Below are 19,575 nucleotides of genomic sequence, written 5' to 3' on the forward strand. Positions count from 1 at the left end.
TTGTTAATCTTGTTGGTGAAGCACCGCGCCTCACTCTGTCTATGACCGCTATAATAGCATTTCATTTTATTGCAAACAGCCAGAGGTTATTTTATCCCGTGTTGGCCCGGGTTTACCCCCTCTCTTTAATCGCGTGATGGCGATGAACAGCGTTTGACGCCATGCGTTCAGAGCGGCCGCATGCGGCCATTCTCTGTTGAGTCAGCGCGATGGCTGAGAACGGCGTGCCTGAAATTACGGCTGCTTGCGTGTGTCGACCCCGTCTGGGGCAACCCAGGTTTGCCAGCGCTGCTGGATAAACCTCACCGGTGCGCTTTCCTGAATGCTGCTGCTCAATAGTCTGAGGAATACATCATTTTTCACCGGTGCCGGCGGCTGCTTGGCCCGACATTGCGGTATACCGCGGAACGGATGACGCGGTTTGACGGGCGGCTGTGGTTGAGGCTCATATTGCCGCGTCGGTTCATTCAGCAACTGACTGGGGCGAACCAAGACGATATCGGCGCCCAGCGTGGGCAGCATCTGCTGTAAGACGCGGATGGTTGAAGGATGCGGATGGCCGATGGCAATGGCGGAACCGCTACGGCGGGCGATTTGCACCGCGCGCGAAAACTGTTTACGGATCTCGGCTTCGTTTTGCGAATCGTCCAGAAAGACTTTGCGTTTGATGACCTTGACGCCTGTTCCCGCTGCGGCCTGACTCGATTGGCTGCTGCCGATTGTCATGCTATCGAGGAAATAGAGTTGATAGGCGCTCAGCGCCTGCATGACTTTTTGCATGCCGGGCAGGCTCGCGGTCATGGCGCTGCCCATATGGTTATTCATCCCTACGGCGTAAGGCACTTTGTTGACCGCCTGGCGAATAATGCGTTGCACCTCGTCGCCGCTCATGTCCGGACGCAGCGTGTCTCGCTCCAGTGGCTGCTTGCTCAGCGGTGCCATCGGTAGGTGAATCAGCACCTCTCTCCCTTGCTGGTGGGCTTTGGTCGCCATTTCACGGGCGTAAGGCGCATTGGGTAAAACCGCGACGGAAATCGCGGTTGGCATGGCCAGAATCTGGTTCTCATTATGCGGACGATAGCCGAAATCGTCGATCACGATGGCGAGTTTGCCCGCCAACGCCAAAGGGGAAAGGAGGAGCAGGCTCAACGCCAAGAGCGGTTTTTGGGTTAAATAAGGCAAGACTATTTCCCTAGCCAAGGTTGTGGATTGACCGCCTGACCCTGACGACGGATTTCAAAATACAGCGCGGGCTGGCTCTGCCCGCCGCTGGTGCCGACCAGCGCGATAGGCTGGCCCGCTTTAACCTGCGCGCCAACGGAAACCAGTGCGCTCTGGTTATAGCCATACAGACTCATGTCGCCTTTACCATGCTGCACAACCACTACCAGACCATAGCCCTGAAGCCAGTCGGCCATGAGTACGTTGCCATCGGCAATGGCTTTAACTTCGGTTCCCTCCGGGGCGGCGATAACCAACCCCTTCCAGCGTAACTCGCCTTGCAGTGGTTCGCCGAAGCGGTGTTCGATGCGTCCGCGTACCGGCCATACCGCCTGACCGGAAGGCCGCCCTAAACCGCCCGTTCGCGCCATCAATGAGCGCTCGCTTTCCGTGGGTTTATAACGACTGCCGCTACGTTTGGCCTGTTCTTCTTTCGCGCGCACTTTGGCGGCTTCACGGGCTTCCCGTTCGGCGCGCGCCTTGGCTTCCCGCTCGGCGCGTGCAATCTGATCGCGCAGTCGGGCTTCGTTCTGACGCAGTTCCGTCAGCTGCTGTTGATCTTTTTCCAGCGAGCTTTCCAGCGTAGAGAGCGTTTTCTTTCGTTCCGATTGCGCCTGTTCCAGCGCTTGCTGTTGTTGCTGTTGGTCACTCAGCAGCGTTTTTTGCTGCGTTTGCTTCTGTTCTAACTGTTGCCGCTGGCTGGCGAGCTCCGTGCGCGTTTGCTGCAAGTCGTTAATGGATTTCTGTCGGGACTCGTTCAGGTAACCAAAATAGGCGAGGATGCGTTCGCTACGCTGGCTTTCCTCTCCGTTCAACAGGAGCTGTAATGCGCTGTGCTGCCCCTGCCGGAAGGCGGCATCAAGCTGACGGGAGAGCAGCGCTTGCTGTGCTTCCTGCTGCGATTGCAGTTTGGCGATAGAGGCGCTGAGGCTGGATAATTCTTTATTGAGCTTGGACAACGTATTCCGCGTTTCATGCAGTTGACGGCTGGCCTGAGAGATGGATTGCTCCTGCTTTTTCAACTGCTGGACGAGGACGCTGCGCTGCTTTTGCTGCTGCTGGACGCGTTTTTCTTTTGCGGCGATATCTTGTTGCAGGGTTTTGAGCTGCGTCTGATTGTCTTCCGCCTGGCTGATGACGGGCAACAGCAAGACGCCAACGCAGAGCACGCTGACGCAGCGGGAGAGCAGCCTGTGTAATGCGGATACATGACGATCGGCGCAACATGCCACTCGATTCTGTACAAAGAACGCGTTTTTACTCATAGCGATGAATTATTCCACGATGAACAGCCACTTACCAGTCGTCTCTGGCGGGATTTCTATTTCCAGACGTGACAAGCATGGCACAAAGGCCGGGAGTTCGGCGTATCAACATCAATAAATGGAAAGCGCCGCGCATAAAAGGGTTGAATGATGGTATTTGACGCGTCATCTTTAACGGCGCGCTGTCGCGGTTGTCTTCTTCGCGATCCGTTACGGGTAGGGCGTTAAACATTTTCCCAGAAATTTTGGGTATCGCACCGCAGATTCGATACGCTATGTTGGCTTACAGGCTGTAATTGCCGTATCGCGCAGGTATACTCAGGAACCTTTATTTTTGTTGATTAACTAATCCGGGAGTCGTTACACCCCATGCAAGAGATTATGCCATTCGTTAGCAAGCACCCTATTTTGAGCATTGCCTGGGTTGCGCTGTTGGTCGCGGTAATTGTGCTGACTGTTAAGAGTAAACTGTCAAAAGTGAAAGAAGTCGTCCGCGGTGAAGCGATCCGACTGATTAACAAAGAAGATGCCGTTGTTGTGGATATTCGTAACCGTGACGACTATCGCCGTGGCCATATTGCCAGCGCATTTAACCTACAGGCGAGCGACATTAAGAACGGCAGTATCGGTGAACTGGAAAAACACAAGTCGCAGCCGATTATTGTGGTATGCGCCAACGGCCTCTCCTCTCGTGAGGCGGCTGAGCACTTGCACAAAGCGGGTTTTGAACGAGTGCAAATACTGAAAGACGGCCTGGCCGGCTGGAGTGGCGAGAATCTGCCTTTAGTTCGCGGTAAATAAACCGGTTTGTGGTAAAACTATCCGCGACGCGTCATGCGCAGTCGGCGACGTGTAACAAAAAGCGTTGATGATTTTGACCGGATAACCGACAGGCTGATTGCAGTACGACAATGATATTAATGTGCTGATGTCCGCCTCCTTATGACGACGGAAGACGTCAAGCAAATCTAACAAAAGGGTATTACTTATATGTCTGAACAAAACAACACAGAAATGGCTTTCCAGATCCAACGCATTTACACCAAAGACATCTCTTTTGAAGCGCCGAATGCGCCGCAGGTGTTTCAACAGGAATGGCAGCCTGAGGTGAAACTGGATTTGGATACGGCTTCCAGCCAACTGGCTGAAGACATCTATGAGGTTGTGCTGCGAGTGACCGTGACGGCTTCTTTAGGTGAAGAAACGGCCTTTCTGTGCGAAGTTCAACAAGGTGGTATCTTTACCGTTGGCGGTATCGAAGGAACTCAACTGGCGCACTGTCTGGGCGCATATTGCCCGAACATTCTGTTCCCTTACGCGCGTGAGTGCATTACCAGTCTGGTTTCTCGCGGCACCTTCCCGCAGTTGAATCTGGCTCCGGTTAACTTTGATGCGCTGTTTATGAATTATCTGCAACAGCAGGCCGAAGGTGAAAGCGCCGCGCAGAATCAGGATGCCTGATGAACGCGTCTGACGCTTCTATGACCGTTATTGGTGCGGGTTCATACGGCACCGCACTGGCCATTACGCTGGCGCGCAATGGCCTCCGGGTCGTGCTGTGGGGCCATAACCCTGAACATATCCGGGCGTTGCAGGCCAGCCGATGTAATCAGGCCTTCTTGCCCGATGTGCCGTTTCCCGATTCGCTCCAACTGGAAACCGATCTGGCGCAGGCGCTTGCAGACAGCCGCGATGTGCTGGTTGTGGTGCCAAGTCATGTGTTTGGCGATGTTCTGCGTCAGCTGAAACCTTATTTGCGTGCCGATGCGCGTATCGTGTGGGCGACAAAAGGGTTGGAAGCGGAAACCGGACGTCTGCTACAGGACGTTGCGCGTGAAGCGTTAGGCGAAACTATCCCGTTGGCGGTGGTGTCCGGGCCGACCTTTGCCAAAGAGCTGGCCGCCGGCCTGCCGACGGCCATCGCGCTGGCGTCGACGGACAAACAATTTGCCGACGATCTGCAACGGCGCCTGCATTGCGGGAAAAGTTTCCGCGTTTACAGTAACCCGGATTTCATCGGTGTCCAACTGGGCGGGGCGGTGAAAAACGTCATCGCTATCGGTGCGGGGATGTCCGACGGAATTGGGTTTGGCGCCAATGCGCGCACGGCGCTGATCACGCGCGGGTTGGCGGAGATGACCCGGCTAGGCGTTGCACTGGGAGCGGATCCCACCACCTTCATGGGGATGGCCGGGCTTGGCGATCTGGTGTTGACCTGTACCGATAATCAGTCCCGTAACCGACGTTTTGGCATGATGCTGGGACAAGGGATGGATGTGCAGAGCGCGCAGGACAGCATTGGTCAGGTTGTTGAAGGGTATCGTAATACGAAAGAAGTCCTGGCGTTGGCGCAGCGTTACGGCGTTGAAATGCCGATTACAGAGCAACTCTGGTTGGTTTTGTATTGCGGTAAAGATGCCAGAGAGGCCGCGTTAAGCCTGCTAGGGCGCACGCGTAAAGACGAAACCGCCAAATTATAAAACACGCCATTCTATACGCTGAATAATCCGGGTTTCGTGCAGCACCCTTTAGGGCGAGGCCCACGACGGGCCGAGTATTTGAACACAGTCAGCTTGCACGCAACCTTGGCATATGACGGGTATAGGCTGGGCTTCCTAATCTGGGAAGCGCATAGTATCTTCGTTTTTATGTGCGAACGACGGCGCAGATAAGTCTGTCGTTTGGAAGAACGGATATGTGTTGCGGCGTGTGGTATCTCGGAGAGTAAGGCAATGTCGACAGAAGAATTGGAACTGGTCTGGAACAATATTAAGGCGGAAGCGCGCAGTCTGGCGGACTGTGAGCCGATGCTGGCCAGCTTTTTTCATGCGACATTGCTCAAACATGAGAATCTGGGGAGCGCACTGAGCTACATGCTGGCGAATAAGCTGGCTAATGCCATTATGCCTGCGATTGCCATTCGTGAGGTGGTGGAAGAAGCTTATCGCGCCGATGCGCAGATGATTGTTTCTGCCGCACGGGATATTCAGGCCGTCTGCCTGCGCGATCCGGCGGTGGATAAATACTCTACGCCGCTGCTTTACCTGAAAGGATTTCATGCATTACAGGCTTATCGTATTGGCCATTGGCTTTGGTCGCAGGATCGTAAAGCGCTGGCGGTCTATTTCCAGAATCAGATCTCGGTGTCTTTCGGCGTTGATATTCACCCGGCGGCGAGAATCGGTTGCGGGATTATGCTCGATCATGCAACCGGTATTGTGATCGGTGAAACCGCCGTTGTGGAAAACGATGTCTCCATCCTGCAATCTGTTACGCTGGGCGGTACCGGTAAAACCAGTGGCGATCGCCATCCTAAAATTCGTGAAGGCGTGATGATAGGCGCCGGCGCTAAAATTCTGGGAAATATCGAGGTGGGTTGCGGAGCGAAAATTGGTGCGGGTTCCGTTGTGTTGCAGCCTGTACCGGCTCACACGACAGCGGCGGGTGTTCCTGCACGCATTGTTGGTCGTCCCGAAAGCGATAAGCCAGCAATGGATATGAATCAATATTTTAACGGTGTGAACCGCGGCTTTGAATATGGCGACGGTATATAATCCGTTGCGATCTCCCTGCTTTGGTCTGAGCAAAAACCGCCGATAAATAAGGCGGAATTTTATTCTTTTGGCTCAGATATATCTGAAATGATGCCTGAATGGCATCCCATTTAACTATTGCTGCTTTATTCATTCATGATAGAAAGCGCTGATTTTCCGTTTACATAGGCAAGTTGTCGAAATTAGCCTATATATTGTTTGGGTAGCGGGCAGAAATAATTTTTAAATCACCTGGGTTTGAATAAAATCGTGACGAGGTAGCAGAGAATCTTTATATGTATTTGAAGAAGACTTTAATCACATTGAGTTTGATTACGCCGTCTGTGGTGCCTTTTTTAAGCTATGCGGCAGGGAACATAAATCATATTGAGGCGAGTGATGCCGGCAATCAGACATATCACCCGCAGAGTGTGAATGATAGCGATATATTGATCCGCGATTCTTTAGCGGATGATAACGGTGCTGCCAGTCATCCCGCCGACGCAGACTCTCATCCGGCGTCGGAAAAGAAGGATGAAAGCTGGTGGCAGCGGAGTAAAAATAATCTATCTACCACCTGGAATGCGCCGCAAAATCACGATATCTATATTCCGGCAATCACCTGGCATAACCGCTGGACATACGATAAAGATAAGACCGATAGATATAATGAAAGTCCGTGGGGCGCGGGCTATGGTGTTTCCCGTCTGGATAAGGATGGGGATTGGCATGGGCTTTATATCATGGCATTCAAAGACTCCTATAATAAATGGGAGCCTATCGGTGGTTATGGCTATGAAAAACGCTGGCGACCAACCAGCGATCAGGATTTCCAACTAGGACTGGGTTTTACGGCGGGCGTAACGATGCGTGATAACTGGAAGTATATCCCGATCCCTGTGTTGTTGCCTCTGGCATCAATAAGCTATAACAAGCTCTCTTTCCAGGCGACATATATTCCCGGCACATACAATAACGGTAATGTTTTCTTCGCCTGGTTCAGATGGCAGATTTAATTCTTAGGTCACCGGGCCTCTTTTATTTTACCAAAAAGAGGCCCCGTTTTTCCGGTAAAACGCAGTATTCATCGGCGATATTTAATGGCAAAAATGCCATTTTGCTAGCAGTTATTTTACGTCACGTTTCTTTACTATTGCATTTACTTCTCTATTGGTTGTTTTTTAATCTTATGTAAACCATATTTGATAAAATCCATTCAACCATATCAGTTACAATGACAATACTTTTTCCTGAACGGGTGTTGTCGTGCCATTACTTACGATTACTACTATCTTGTGGGCATTTTCATTCAGCCTGATTGGCGAATATCTGGCGGGGCAGGTCGATAGCTGGTTTTCTGCGATGTTTCGCCTGACGGCGGCGGCAGTGGTGTTCTTGCCGTTCTTACGCTTTCGCGGCTACGCGTCGCGCGTCATTTTCTTGTATCTGATAGTTGGCGCTTGCCAACTGGGTATCATGTACCTGTTCGTCTTCCAGGCTTACCTGTATCTGACCGTGCCTGAGTTTTTACTCTTTACGGTGATGACGCCGCTGTACGTCACGCTGGTTTACGATTTGCTCGCCCGCCAGTCTCTGCGTTGGGGCTACGCGATGAGTGCGCTGCTGGCGGTGGTTGGGGCTGCCGTCATTCATTATCACGGCGTGAGTGAGCATTTCTGGTGGGGGTTCTTGCTGGTGCAGGCCGCTAACCTGTGTTTTGCCGCGGGACAGGTGGGCTATAAGCGCCTGATGGAGCGTTATCCGGTACCGCAGCACTGCGCATTTTCCTGGTTTTATCTGGGGGCGGCAATCGTGACGATAGTCGCATGGCTGCTCTTCGGTAATCTGGATAAATTGCCCACGACGACTTTGCAGTGGGGCGTGCTGCTATGGCTGGGGATCGGCGCTTCCGGTCTCGGTTATTTTATGTGGAACTATGGCGCGACTCAGGTGGATGCCGGAACGCTGAGTATTATGAATAACTTTCACGTGCCGGCAGGCCTTTTGGTCAACTTTGCTATCTGGCATAAGACGCCGGACTGGCTGAGCTTCATTGTGGGCACGACGATCATTACGTCTTCACTGTGGGTGCACCGGCGTTGGGTCGTGAAGCGTCCTTCACGAACGGTAAGTGCTCACAAGCGTGCTGACGCGCCGAACGAATAAATGCATCAATCACCGGTTGGCGCTGTTCTCCGTCACGGACGGCAGCGTACAACCGGCTCCAAAGCCCATCTCCCAGCGATTTGGTCACCACCAGCCCCTGACGCTCGAAGCTTTCCACCACCCAGTGCGGCAGCGCCGCAATCCCCATCCGGGCGGCGACCATCTGAATCAGCAGCAGCGTGTTGTCCACGCTTTTCAGCGCAGGGCTGATGCCTGCGGGCTGCAAAAAGTGACGCCAGACGTCCAGTCGTTGCCGCTGTACCGGATAGATCATCAGGGTTTCGGCGCTGAAATCCTCCGGTTCGATTTTCTCTTTTCCCGCCAGCGGATGTTCAGGAGCCAGCACCAGCCTGACTTCAAAATCAAACAGGGGCGAATAGTGCAGACCGCTGCGCGGCATGATGTCGGAAGTCATGACTAAATCCAGCTCGCCTTGCTGAAGCGCGGGTTGAGGATCGAATGTCACGCCCGATTTGAAATCCATCACCACCTGCGGCCAGTTCTGATGAAATTCATTCAGCGCCGGCGTCAGCCACTGAATACAGCTATGACACTCAATGGCCAGACGCAGCGTGGTTTGGTGCGGCTCATGGCAGGCCTGCAACGCCTGCTGGATTTGCGGCAGCACCTGCTCTGCCAATTGCAACAGAATTTCTCCCTGAGGCGTAAAGCGCAGCGGCTGACTTTTACGCACGAATAGCCTGAATCCAAGGCGCTGTTCCAAATCACTGAACTGATGGGATAGCGCTGACTGAGTCTGATGAAGCGCAGCGGCAGCGGCGGCTAACGATCCGGTATTGCGCAGTGCTTGCAGCGTTCGCAGGTGTTTAAATTCGATCATGAGAGTCCTTCACAGTGACAGTGAATAAATTGCGCTTGTGATTACTACACTACCTGCGGATTATGGATGTGTAAACATCTGGACGGCTAAATGAGGAATTAACGATGGCGATTTTGAATCACACACTGGGTTTTCCGCGCGTTGGACTCCGCCGCGAACTGAAAAAAGCGCAGGAAAGCTACTGGGCAGGTAACGCGACACAGGACGAGTTGCTGGCCGTTGGGCGCGAGCTACGGGCGCGTCATTGGCAACAACAGAAGGATGCTGGCGTTGATCTGCTGCCAGTGGGTGATTTCGCCTGGTATGACCATGTGCTGACCACCAGTCTGCTGCTGGGAAACGTACCGACGCGCCATCAGAATGAAGACGGTTCCGTCAATCTGGACACGCTGTTCCGCATTGGCCGTGGACGTGCGCCCACCGGGGAACCGGCTGCGGCGGCAGAAATGACCAAATGGTTTAATACAAACTATCACTACATGGTGCCGGAATTCACCAAGGGACAGCAGTTTAAGCTGACCTGGACGCAACTGCTGGATGAAGTGGATGAAGCGCTGGCGCTGGGTCACAAGGTTAAACCTGTTCTGCTGGGGCCGGTGACCTACCTCTGGCTGGGCAAAGTGAAGGGTGAACAGTTTGATCGCCTGTCGCTGTTGCAGGACATTCTGCCGGTGTATCAGCAGGTGCTGGCTGAACTGGCGAAACGCGGCATTGAGTGGGTACAAATTGATGAACCCGCACTGGCGCTGGAATTGCCGCAAGAGTGGCTGGCGGCGTTTAAACCCGCTTACGATAAGTTACAGGGACAGGTGAAACTGCTGCTGACGACCTATTTCGATAGCGTGAGTCAGAATCTGGAAACCATCAAAGCGCTGCCGGTTCAGGGGCTGCATGTCGATCTGGTTCACGGCAAGGACGATGCCGCGACGCTGAACGCTCAGTTGCCTGCTCATTGGGTACTGTCTTTAGGGGTGATTAACGGGCGTAACGTCTGGCGCGCCGATCTGAGCCGCTGGTTCGAGCGCCTGCAACCACTGGTGGGAACGCGCGAACTGTGGCTGGGAAGTTCATGCTCACTGCTGCATAGCCCTATCGATCTGAGTGTGGAAGTGCGTCTGGATGATGAAGTGAAGAGCTGGTTTGCCTTTGCGATTCAGAAGTGTGCGGAACTGTCTCTGTTGTCTCAGGCGCTAAATAGCGGCAACGGTCAGGCGTTGGAAGCCTACAGCGCCCCGATCCGCGCGCGTCGTTCTTCGAGCCGTGTCAACAATGCGGCGGTTGCGCAGCGTCTGGCTGGCATTACCGCACGGGACAGCCAACGTCAGAATCCTTATCCGATCCGCGCCGCGGCTCAACGCAAGCGTTTTAACTTACCGGCATGGCCGACGACGACGATCGGTTCTTTCCCGCAGACCACCGAAATTCGCGGCCTGCGTCTGGATTTCAAACAGGGGCGTCTGGATAGCAACAATTACCGTACCGGCATTGCCGAGCACATCAAACAAGCCGTTGTTGAGCAGGAGCGTCTGGGGCTGGACGTGCTGGTGCATGGCGAAGCCGAGCGTAACGACATGGTCGAGTATTTCGGCGAACATCTGGAGGGGTTTGTCTTTACCCAAAACGGCTGGGTGCAGAGCTACGGCTCCCGCTGCGTGAAGCCGCCGGTCATTATTGGTGATGTCAGCCGTCCAGAAGCGATCACCGTTGAGTGGGCGAAATACGCGCAGTCTTTGACCGATAAGCCGATGAAAGGCATGCTGACAGGCCCGGTTACTATCCTGTGCTGGTCGTTCCCGCGTGAAGACGTGACGCGTGAAACCATCGCCAAGCAGATTGCGCTGGCGCTGCGTGATGAAGTGGCGGATCTGGAAGCCGCCGGCATTGGTATCATCCAGATTGACGAACCGGCGCTGCGTGAAGGTCTGCCGCTGCACCGCTCCGACTGGGATGCTTATCTGGCCTGGGCAGTGGAGGCTTTCCGCCTGAATGCCGCCGTGGCAAAAGATGACACGCAAATTCACACGCACATGTGTTATTGCGAGTTCAATGACATTATGGATTCCATCGCTGCGCTGGATGCGGACGTGATTACGATTGAAACCTCCCGTTCCGATATGGAATTGCTGGAGTCGTTTGAAGAGTTCGAATATCCCAATGAAATTGGCCCAGGCGTTTATGATATTCACTCCCCGAACGTGCCAAGCGTGGAATGGATGGAAACCCTGCTGAAGAAAGCGGCGCAGCGTATTCCCGCTGAACGCCTGTGGGTGAATCCGGACTGTGGTCTGAAAACCCGTGGTTGGACGGAAACGCGTCAGGCGCTGGCGAATATGGTTCAGGCAGCACAGCGTCTGCGTGAAACCCAGTAATTTCTGAGTATCGGGATATCAGGGAGGCTATGGCCTCCCTGATTTTTTTCACCTGTTACGCATCTGCCGGTTATCGATGCGAGCGGTGCGTAGGTTGGCTTTATTTCATACCTGACTCGTCTGGTGCTTTACCTTCAGGAAACCCGCCATGCGTTGTGTAAAATGCTAACGCTTGCCCTGCAATTTAAACTATTTAGCGTAGAGGGGAATACGTGTTATTTTTCTTCATTACGATGATTTATTATTTCCCCTTTAAATATCTTCTCTTATCGGAAATTAAAAATATTGTCTTTCTTTTAATAAAATCACCGCAGTATCTCCCTTGTTTTTTTGCCTCAATGAGTCTGTTATTTTTCTGTTTCTCGTATTTTCCTATCATCTAAATTTTTATTCTTCAAGTGCTTAGGTAATACGGTCTTAAAGCTAAGAAACATTGTGCCGATAAGGTAAATGGCAAAGAGACGGCTCGGTAGGTATCAAAAGAGCAACGCTTTTGTCTTTTTTAACGTGTTATTGATATTGAAATACACACGCAATTACTCCCTTGTGAGTATATTTTATTAACGATTAAGTATGATTATTTTTCCGGGGAAAACGATGGTTTCTCCGCGCTGCGCCGTTATTTGACGAGAACCGTGCGCAGTCATCATTATTAGGTGTTACCTAAAAGGAGTGAGATGTGAATTTAGTGAACTGGCGGATTGGCTATCGATTAGGTGGCGGGTTTGCCATCTTGATTCTGATGTTGTTTGCCGTGAGTTTTTTCTCGCTGTCTAAACTGTCCAGCTTTCAGGATAGCGCCAGCGATATTGTGAAAGAGGTGTACCCACAAACGGTAAATGCTAATGACCTTATCGATAACGTGAATGGGCATTTTGCCGCGTATTTGCAGATGGTCCTGGTATCCAATCAGGAAGAGCGCCAAAGATATGTCGATCGCATTATGGCTTACCGTAAGGAAATTGGCCGGCTGATGGATAATTTGGAAAATCATGCATCAGGCGAGCATTTTCAGCAACAGATCAGGCTTATTCGCGCGTTGCGTACCGAGTTTATACAATCTGGCGATAAAATAATCCGCGAAGCGATGTCGGGTAATAACGATTTGGCGATCGCGGAATTCAATAACAACCTGAACGTAGTGCAACGTAAATACCGCGATTCAGTAAAACAATTGGTGATGTCCCATAATGATGTGATGAATGCATCGGTTGATGACATGGCGGACGTTTATCGCCAGACTCGCATGATTCTGCTGTTTATTCTGCTGCTGGGTGCTGCATTGGGCGCGCTGGTTGCCTGGTGGATCACCCTTAGCGTAACCCGGCCGATACAACAGGCATTGCAGGTTGCCGACCGTGTGGCGCAGGGCGATCTGACTTCACGTATCGCGGTTGCCAGCAAAGATGAAACCGGGTTATTGCTGCAAGCGTTGGATCGCATGAATACCAGCCTGAGTTCGATTGTCGGGCAGGTGCGTGATGGCGCGGAAACGATCTCAACGGCGGCGTCACAAATTGCAGCGGGGAATCAGGATTTATCCTCCCGTACTGAAGAGCAGGCTAGCTCTCTGGAAGAAACGGCGTCGTCAATGGAACAGCTCGCTTCCACCATTAAAAATACGGCGGAAAACACGCTTCAGGCGACGGACGTTGCGAATAAAGCCTCAGGGGCGGCGAAACAAAGCGGTGATGTCATGGTTTCCGTGACACAAAAAATGCACGGGATCCATGATTCATCTCAGCGTATGGCGGAGATCATTGGCGTGATTGACGGCATCGCCTTCCAGACCAATATTCTCGCGCTTAACGCGGCGGTTGAAGCGGCACGCGCCGGTGAACAAGGGCGCGGTTTTGCGGTGGTCGCAGGAGAAGTCCGTTCTCTGGCGCAGCGCAGTGCGACAGCCGCACGTGAAATCAAAGATTTGATCGATGACTCCGTGAGTAAAGTCCGCGAAGGTATGGCGCTTGTCGATACGGCTGAAGAGACGATGGGCGGATTAACGGCTCACGTGCAGAATGTACACGATATCATCAGTGAAATTGCACAGGCCAGCCGTGAACAGAGCGACGGGATTAACCAGATGAATCTGGCGATTGGGCAGATTGATACCACGACCCAACAGAATGCCGCTCTGGTTGAGGAATCCGCCGCTGCGGCCCAGTCTCTGCAAGCGCAGGCTTCTACTCTGGCGGAAGCGGTGAGCGCGTTTAAGCTTTTGTCCTATGACAACGGTAAAGCCGCCTCTTATGCACCGGTTTCGACGCCTGCGCCAACACTGTCTTTAGCGCCGGTGAAGGTGGAGAAAGAGCCGCGCAACAACGGCGACTGGACGACGTTCTAACACCCGCGCAGGAACGTCACATGGAAACGCCACCGCTGCCGGTGGCGTTTTTACATGATTCATTTCACCCTGCGTAAAACAGCGTGAATGTACGCTATGCCACCCCGTTTTTCTGAAACCACGCCAGCATTCGCTGCCAGCCGTCGCGCGCGGATTCTTCATGGTAGTTGGGGCGATAATCGGCATGGAATGCATGCCCGGCATCCGGATAGACGATGATGTCTGCCGTTGCGTTCGCAGCGCGCAGCGCCTGACGCATGGTATCGACCTGTGTCAGCGGGATACTTTCGTCTTTCGCGCCGTACAACCCCAGCACCGGGGCTTCTAATTCCGTTGCAATATCGACCGGATGTTTGGGGCTATTCAGCGTCTTCTCACCCGTAAACTTGCCATACCAGGCAACGGCGGCTTTGAGCTGCGGGTTGTGCGCGGCGTAGAGCCAGGCAATACGGCCCCCCCAACAGAAACCCGTGATCGCCAGCTTACCGGCGTCGCCGCCCTGTTTAATCGCCCAGTTGGCAGTGTGATCGAGATCGGACAGCACCTGCGTATCCGGCACCTGATAAACCAGTTCGTTCAGGATTTGCTGAATGTCGTTATAGCGGCTGGGGTCGCCCTGACGAAAATACAGCTCTGGCGCAATGGCCATATAGCCCTGTTTGGCTAATCTGCGGCACACATCCTGAATGTGTTGATGAACGCCGAAAATTTCCTGCACCACCAGAACGATAGGGAGCGAGCCATTATGATCTGCCGGTCTGGCGAGATAAGCGGGGAGTTGTTCACCCTGAGAAGGGATCGTCGTCTCGTTGGCGATGATACCGGCAGAATCCGTGGTAATGATGGAGGCGGTCTGCGGCTCCACCGCCGGGGACAGCCCCGGCTGGATACGTGTGAGGATTGTCTGTTCATCTGTCTTCATTACGCGCTCTCCTGCTACCGGCCTGCCGGTTTTCATGTGCAAGGGGGATTTGTCATAAATCCAGTCGATGATGAAAGAATCTACACTAGAAGACAATTCATCGGCAAAAATGAATTTTTTGCCGGAGAAATGGTGATTTAAATCACAATTATTATGTATGTTGATTGTCGTTTCTTTTTTGTGAGTGATTTTCATCACTTAAAAGTGCGCAGTGATGCGCTAGAGTCATGAATTCGGCGGACGCGGCAGACGATGAGTAACTGAGTTTCTGACGCCTCCGACGTGATTTTACTGAATACCCAACTGATTGCCCGGGAGGCAGTTATGTCTACATCTGATGTGTTCCATCTTGGTCTGGTCAAGAACGATTTACAGGGCGCGACGCTGGCTATCGTGCCCGGCGACCCTGAGCGTGTTGAGAAAATTGCCCGACTGATGGATAACCCGGTACATCTGGCATCACACCGTGAATTTACCTCCTGGCGTGCAGAGCTGGAAGGAAAAGCCGTTATTGTCTGTTCGACCGGTATTGGTGGTCCGTCAACGTCCATTGCCGTGGAGGAACTGGCGCAACTTGGCATCCGTACTTTTCTGCGCGTTGGCACGACCGGGGCCATTCAGCCAGGGATCAACGTCGGGGATATCTTAGTGACGACCGCCGCCGTCCGTCTTGACGGCGCGAGCCTGCATTTCGCGCCGATGGAATTCCCGGCCGTGGCCGATTTCGGCTGTACTACCGCGCTGGTGGAGGCGGCGAAGGCGTCGGGTGCGGCGTTGCATGTGGGCATCACGGCGTCTTCCGATACGTTCTATCCCGGTCAGGAACGTTATGACACCTACTCTGGACGCGTGGTGCGCCGCTTCCGCGGATCGATGGAAGAATGGCAGAGCATGGGCGTGCTGAACTATGAAATGGAATCCGCCACCTTGTTGACCATGTGCGCCAGTCAGGGATTAAAAGCCGGTATGATTGCCGGCGTGATCGTGAACCGTACTCAACAGGAAATTCCGGATGCAGCCACCATGAAACTGGCGGAAACCACCGTGATTAAGGTGCTGCTGGATGCCACGCGTCGTTTGTTAGCCGCGGAATAAGCAAGAATTGAGGGTATTTGGGGCTGGTCATCAAGGGAACCAGCCCGTATCCTGATAACCTCTTCAGGTTCATCGGGTTAACCTGTACCGTGCTTAGCGCGTGTAATACGGTTGCCTTGCTCGCCTTTCAACCTCGCAAGGAGATGTATGACCGAATCAACGTTGCTTCATTCCTCTTTACTGCCGCTGGACGGCGGAATCAACTTCCGCGATTTGGGCGGTAACCGCGCTGCTGATGGGCGATTTATCCGACACGGCAAACTTTTTCGCTCCGGTTCGCTGGATCAACTGAGTCAGGCCGACTGTGAACACCTTGCGGGTGTGCCTGTTTCCCATGTGGTGGACTATCGGGATGCGGAGGAAATCGCGCAGAAGCCCGATATACTATGGACCGGAGCCCATTATCACGCCTATCCGGCCAATCCTTTGCGCCATGAAGTCACCGCTAATCTGGACTCATTGGGGTCTGATGTGCTGGCGACGTTTGACTCGCGGGCATTCATGCTGGAGCTGTATCGCCGTTTGCCTTTTGCCAATTCCGCTTACCAGCAACTGGTGTCATTGCTCTTACAGCCGGATGAGGGCGGGTTGGTACAGCACTGCGCTGTGGGGAAAGATCGCACGGGTATCGGCTCGGCGCTGATCATGTTTGCGTTGGGGGCCGATGAACAAACGGTAATGGAAGATTACCTGCTGACCGACACAACGCTGGCGCCTTTTCGCCAACGGCTGCTGGCGCATTTGTCAGAAACGCTGAATGAGAAAGCGTTGACGCAGTTTTCCTATGTGCTGTCGGTGCAGGAAGAGTTTATCGCGACGGCGTTGCAGGCGATTTACGAACGACACGGTTCGATCGACAGCTGGCTTGAAGTGGAATACGGTCTGGATAATCGTGCGCGGAATTATTTGCAGGATAAATATCTGGTGTAAGGTTTCTTCATCTTATTGGCGAATCTCTTTACAGGACAGAAACGGTGATAATGGAATGGAAGAGTAAAGCGTCCTCGCCAGGGATGGCGCGGTTCGAGCTTACAGGGGCGTACTTGCTGCGTCTTTACGATCCATCCATTATCACCGCCGCGTGTAGGACTTTGTCAGCAAACTCAGCCGGTCAACTGACCGGCTTTTGTTTTGCTGTGTGTAGCTTTGCTACTTGGGTGTTTAACCCGTATTACGCATCCCCGCTGCGACGCCGGCGATCGTGACCATCAGCGCCAGTTCCAGCTCGGCATCCGGTTGTTCCTGTTGGCGTGAACGGTGCAGCAGTTCGGCCTGCAACACGTTCAGGGGGTCGGTATAGACGTTACGCAGTGCGATCGATTCGGCAATCCACGGCAGATCCGCCATCAGGTGATCGTCGTTGGAGATCGCCAGCACGACCTTAATGTCGGCGCTCAGCTGGTCGCGCAACTGCTTTCCTAACGGCCACAGTTTTTCCTCGACCAGACGCTGATCGTAATACTCCGCCAGCCACAAATCGGCTTTAGCGAACACCATCTCCAGCATGCCGATACGCGTCGAGAAGAACGGCCAGTCGCGGCACATGGCTTCCAACTGTTCCTGTTTGCCGTCATCCACCACTTTCTGCAACGCGGCACCGGCACCCAGCCATGCCGGCAGCATCAGGCGATTCTGCGTCCAGGCGAAAATCCACGGGATGGCGCGCAGGCTTTCCACGCCGCCGTTCGGACGGCGTTTGGCCGGGCGTGAACCCAGCGGCAGTTTACCCAGTTCCAGCTCCGGCGTCGCGGCGCGGAAGTAAGGGACGAAATCGGGGTTCTCACGCACATACCCGCGGTACATATCGCAGGACACGCGGGACAGCTCATCCATGACCTCATGCCATTCCTGTTTCGGCTCCGGCGGCGGCAGCAGGTTTGCTTCGAGTATCGCGCCGGTATACAGCGCCAGACTGCTGATGGTGACTTCCGGCAGGCCATATTTAAAGCGGATCATCTCGCCCTGTTCGGTCACGCGCAGGCCGCCTTTCAGGCTGCCCGGTGGTTGTGACAGCAGCGCGGCATGAGCCGGTGCGCCACCGCGACCGATAGAACCGCCGCGTCCGTGGAACAGCGTCAGTGCGATACCTGCTTTCTCACAGGTTTTGATCAGAGCGTCCTGTGCGCGGTACTGCGCCCAGGACGCCGCCATCACGCCCGCGTCTTTTGCGGAGTCGGAATAACCGATCATCACCATCTGTTTACCCTGGATAAAGCCGCGATACCAGTCGATGTTCAGGAGCTGAGTCATGACATCATCGGCGTTGTTCAGGTCGTCCAGCGTTTCGAACAGCGGCGCGACCGGCAGGGCAAACGGACAGCCAGCCTCTTTGAGCAGCAGGTGGACGGCCAGCACGTCGGAAGGCGTGCGCGCCATCGAAATCACATAGGCGGCAATGGATCCTTGCGGCGCTTTGGCGATCACTTTGCAGGTGTCGAGGACTTCTTTGGTGTCCGCGCTCGGTTCCCAGTTGCGTGGCAGGAGCGGGCGCTTGGAGCTGAGTTCACGGATCAGGAAAGCCTGTTTATCCGATTCTGACCAGCTTTCATAATCGCCGAGTCCCAGATAGCGGGTGATCTCGGCCAACGCTTCGGTATGACGGGTGCTCTCCTGACGCACGTCGATGCGTACCAACGGTACGCCGAAACAGCGCACGCGGCGCAGCGTATCCAACAACGAACCGTCGGCGATAATGCCCATGCCGCAGGCATGCAGAGACTGGTAGCAGGCGTACAGGGGATCCCAGAGCTGTTCGTTGGTCATCAACAGATCTTTGGGGGGCAGGCGTTCTTCGTCTTTAAGACGGGCTTCCAGATAGCTCAGCGTACTGTTCAACTGGGTACGCAGCGATTTCATGATGGCGCGGTACGGCTCCTGTACCTCGCTGCCGCCAGCCAGTTCCAGCAGTTCCGGCGTGCATTCGGACATCGACAGTTCGGAAACCAGCACCTGGATATCACGCAGGAACAGGTCGGCGGCCTTCCAACGGCTGAGCAGCAGTACGTGGCGGGTGACTTCCGCCGTCACATTCGGGTTGCCGTCGCGGTCGCCGCCCATCCAGGACGTAAAACGTACCGGTACGGCATCGACGGGCAGACGGTAACCGAACGCCTGTTCCAACTGTTCATCCAGCTCGCGTAAAAACGCGGGCACGCCTTCCCACAGGCTGTTTTCCACCACGGCGAAGCCCCATTTGGCCTCTTCCACCGGGGTGGGGCGGATTTTGCGGATCTCATCGGTATGCCAGGACTGCGCAATCAACTGGCGCAGACGACGCATGATTTGATTGCGTTCATAATCGGCCAGATCGTTATGGTCGAGCTGTTTAAGGCAGGTATTCACCTCGACCAGTTTGTGGATCAGCGTGCGACGGGTGATCTCGGTCGGGTGTGCGGTCAGCACCAGCTCGATCGACAGGGATTCCACGGCATCGCGGATATCACGTTCGGTCAGGGCATTATTTTCCTTCAGGCGCGCAAACGTGTTGGAAAGTAGTACCGGGTTACTCGCTGCCTCACCGTGTGGTGAAATCGTATGGTATTGCTCAGCGGTATTCGTCAAATTAAGGAATTGGCTGAAAGCGCGGGCAACCGGCAAGAGTTCATCGTTTGACAGGTTTTGCAGCGTAGTCAGTAGCTCCTGACGATGTTTTTCATGACCTGCGCGGGAGGATTTTGACAACTTACGGATTGTTTCGACTTTATCGAGGATGCTTTCACCCTGAGCATCTTTGATGGTATCGCCGAGTAGTTTGCCGAGCATACTGACGTTACTGCGCATTGCGGAATATTGTTCGTTCATAATTACCCTGACCCACCC

The 19,575-nt window shown here is 53.8% G+C and carries 15 protein-coding genes; 10 read left to right on the forward strand and 5 right to left on the reverse strand.

What is annotated here, in order from left to right:
- Positions 1-234 precede the first annotated feature (234 nt).
- Positions 235-1,182, reverse strand: a complete 948-nt coding sequence (locus EDC54_RS16660) for a divergent polysaccharide deacetylase family protein (protein ID WP_132458959.1) — start codon at positions 1,180-1,182, stop codon at positions 235-237.
- A 2-nt stretch (positions 1,183-1,184) separates the two neighbouring features.
- On the reverse strand, positions 1,185-2,486 hold the full coding sequence (envC, locus tag EDC54_RS16665; protein WP_132458962.1) for a murein hydrolase activator EnvC: 1,302 nt from the start codon (positions 2,484-2,486) through the stop codon (positions 1,185-1,187).
- Positions 2,487-2,855: 369 nt separating this feature from the next.
- On the opposite strand from envC, the gene EDC54_RS16670 reads away from it, so the two are divergent.
- From EDC54_RS16670 to EDC54_RS16695, 6 genes are all read left to right on the forward strand, one after another.
- On the forward strand, positions 2,856-3,287 hold the full coding sequence (locus tag EDC54_RS16670) for a rhodanese-like domain-containing protein (RefSeq protein WP_132458965.1): 432 nt from the start codon (positions 2,856-2,858) through the stop codon (positions 3,285-3,287).
- Between the two features lie 189 nt (positions 3,288-3,476).
- Positions 3,477-3,947 (forward strand): protein-export chaperone SecB, encoded by a 471-nt coding sequence (gene secB, locus EDC54_RS16675; protein WP_132458968.1) that lies wholly within the window; start codon positions 3,477-3,479, stop codon positions 3,945-3,947.
- Complete coding sequence (gene gpsA / locus EDC54_RS16680) at positions 3,947-4,966, forward strand: NAD(P)H-dependent glycerol-3-phosphate dehydrogenase (protein WP_132458971.1); 1,020 nt, start codon at positions 3,947-3,949, stop codon at positions 4,964-4,966. Before secB ends, gpsA begins: the two co-directional genes overlap by 1 nt.
- A 252-nt stretch (positions 4,967-5,218) precedes the next feature.
- Positions 5,219-6,040 (forward strand): serine O-acetyltransferase, encoded by an 822-nt coding sequence (cysE, locus tag EDC54_RS16685; RefSeq protein ID WP_132458974.1) that lies wholly within the window; start codon positions 5,219-5,221, stop codon positions 6,038-6,040.
- Between the two features lie 275 nt (positions 6,041-6,315).
- A complete protein-coding gene (pagP, locus tag EDC54_RS16690) occupies positions 6,316-7,035 on the forward strand; it encodes a lipid IV(A) palmitoyltransferase PagP (RefSeq protein ID WP_132458977.1) in 720 nt (239 codons plus the stop codon).
- A gap of 250 nt (positions 7,036-7,285) precedes the next feature.
- The gene (locus EDC54_RS16695) at positions 7,286-8,185 is read left to right on the forward strand and encodes a carboxylate/amino acid/amine transporter (protein ID WP_132458980.1); all 900 of its coding nucleotides are present in this window, start codon (positions 7,286-7,288) and stop codon (positions 8,183-8,185) included.
- Here EDC54_RS16695 and metR read toward each other — a convergent pair.
- Positions 8,091-9,026: an HTH-type transcriptional regulator MetR gene (gene metR, locus EDC54_RS16700; protein WP_132458983.1), complete on the reverse strand. Its 936-nt coding sequence runs from the start codon at positions 9,024-9,026 to the stop codon at positions 8,091-8,093. The genes EDC54_RS16695 and metR overlap by 95 nt on opposite strands.
- A 104-nt stretch (positions 9,027-9,130) precedes the next feature.
- On the opposite strand from metR, the gene metE reads away from it, so the two are divergent.
- Together metE and EDC54_RS16710 are read left to right on the forward strand one after the other, a co-directional pair.
- Positions 9,131-11,395: a 5-methyltetrahydropteroyltriglutamate--homocysteine S-methyltransferase gene (metE, locus tag EDC54_RS16705; RefSeq protein WP_132458986.1), complete on the forward strand. Its 2,265-nt coding sequence runs from the start codon at positions 9,131-9,133 to the stop codon at positions 11,393-11,395.
- A gap of 679 nt (positions 11,396-12,074) precedes the next feature.
- The gene (locus tag EDC54_RS16710) at positions 12,075-13,739 is read left to right on the forward strand and encodes a methyl-accepting chemotaxis protein (protein ID WP_132458989.1); all 1,665 of its coding nucleotides are present in this window, start codon (positions 12,075-12,077) and stop codon (positions 13,737-13,739) included.
- A gap of 94 nt (positions 13,740-13,833) precedes the next feature.
- Here the strand turns inward: EDC54_RS16710 and EDC54_RS16715 are convergent, their stop codons facing one another.
- The gene (locus EDC54_RS16715; RefSeq protein WP_132458992.1) at positions 13,834-14,661 is read right to left on the reverse strand and encodes a dienelactone hydrolase family protein; all 828 of its coding nucleotides are present in this window, start codon (positions 14,659-14,661) and stop codon (positions 13,834-13,836) included.
- Between the two features lie 324 nt (positions 14,662-14,985).
- Between EDC54_RS16715 and udp the strand changes: the two genes are divergently transcribed.
- Together udp and EDC54_RS16725 are read left to right on the forward strand one after the other, a co-directional pair.
- Positions 14,986-15,756: a uridine phosphorylase gene (gene udp / locus EDC54_RS16720; RefSeq protein ID WP_132458995.1), complete on the forward strand. Its 771-nt coding sequence runs from the start codon at positions 14,986-14,988 to the stop codon at positions 15,754-15,756.
- A 147-nt stretch (positions 15,757-15,903) separates the two neighbouring features.
- The gene (locus EDC54_RS16725) at positions 15,904-16,686 is read left to right on the forward strand and encodes a tyrosine-protein phosphatase (RefSeq protein WP_132458998.1); all 783 of its coding nucleotides are present in this window, start codon (positions 15,904-15,906) and stop codon (positions 16,684-16,686) included.
- A 231-nt stretch (positions 16,687-16,917) separates the two neighbouring features.
- On the opposite strand, the gene ppc is transcribed toward EDC54_RS16725, so the two are convergent.
- On the reverse strand, positions 16,918-19,557 hold the full coding sequence (ppc, locus tag EDC54_RS16730) for a phosphoenolpyruvate carboxylase (protein ID WP_132459001.1): 2,640 nt from the start codon (positions 19,555-19,557) through the stop codon (positions 16,918-16,920).
- Between the last annotated feature and the right edge of the window lie 18 nt (positions 19,558-19,575).

The sequence above is a fragment of the Samsonia erythrinae genome, from assembly GCF_004342665.1.
GTDB classification, from domain to species: Bacteria; Pseudomonadota; Gammaproteobacteria; order Enterobacterales; family Enterobacteriaceae; genus Samsonia; species Samsonia erythrinae.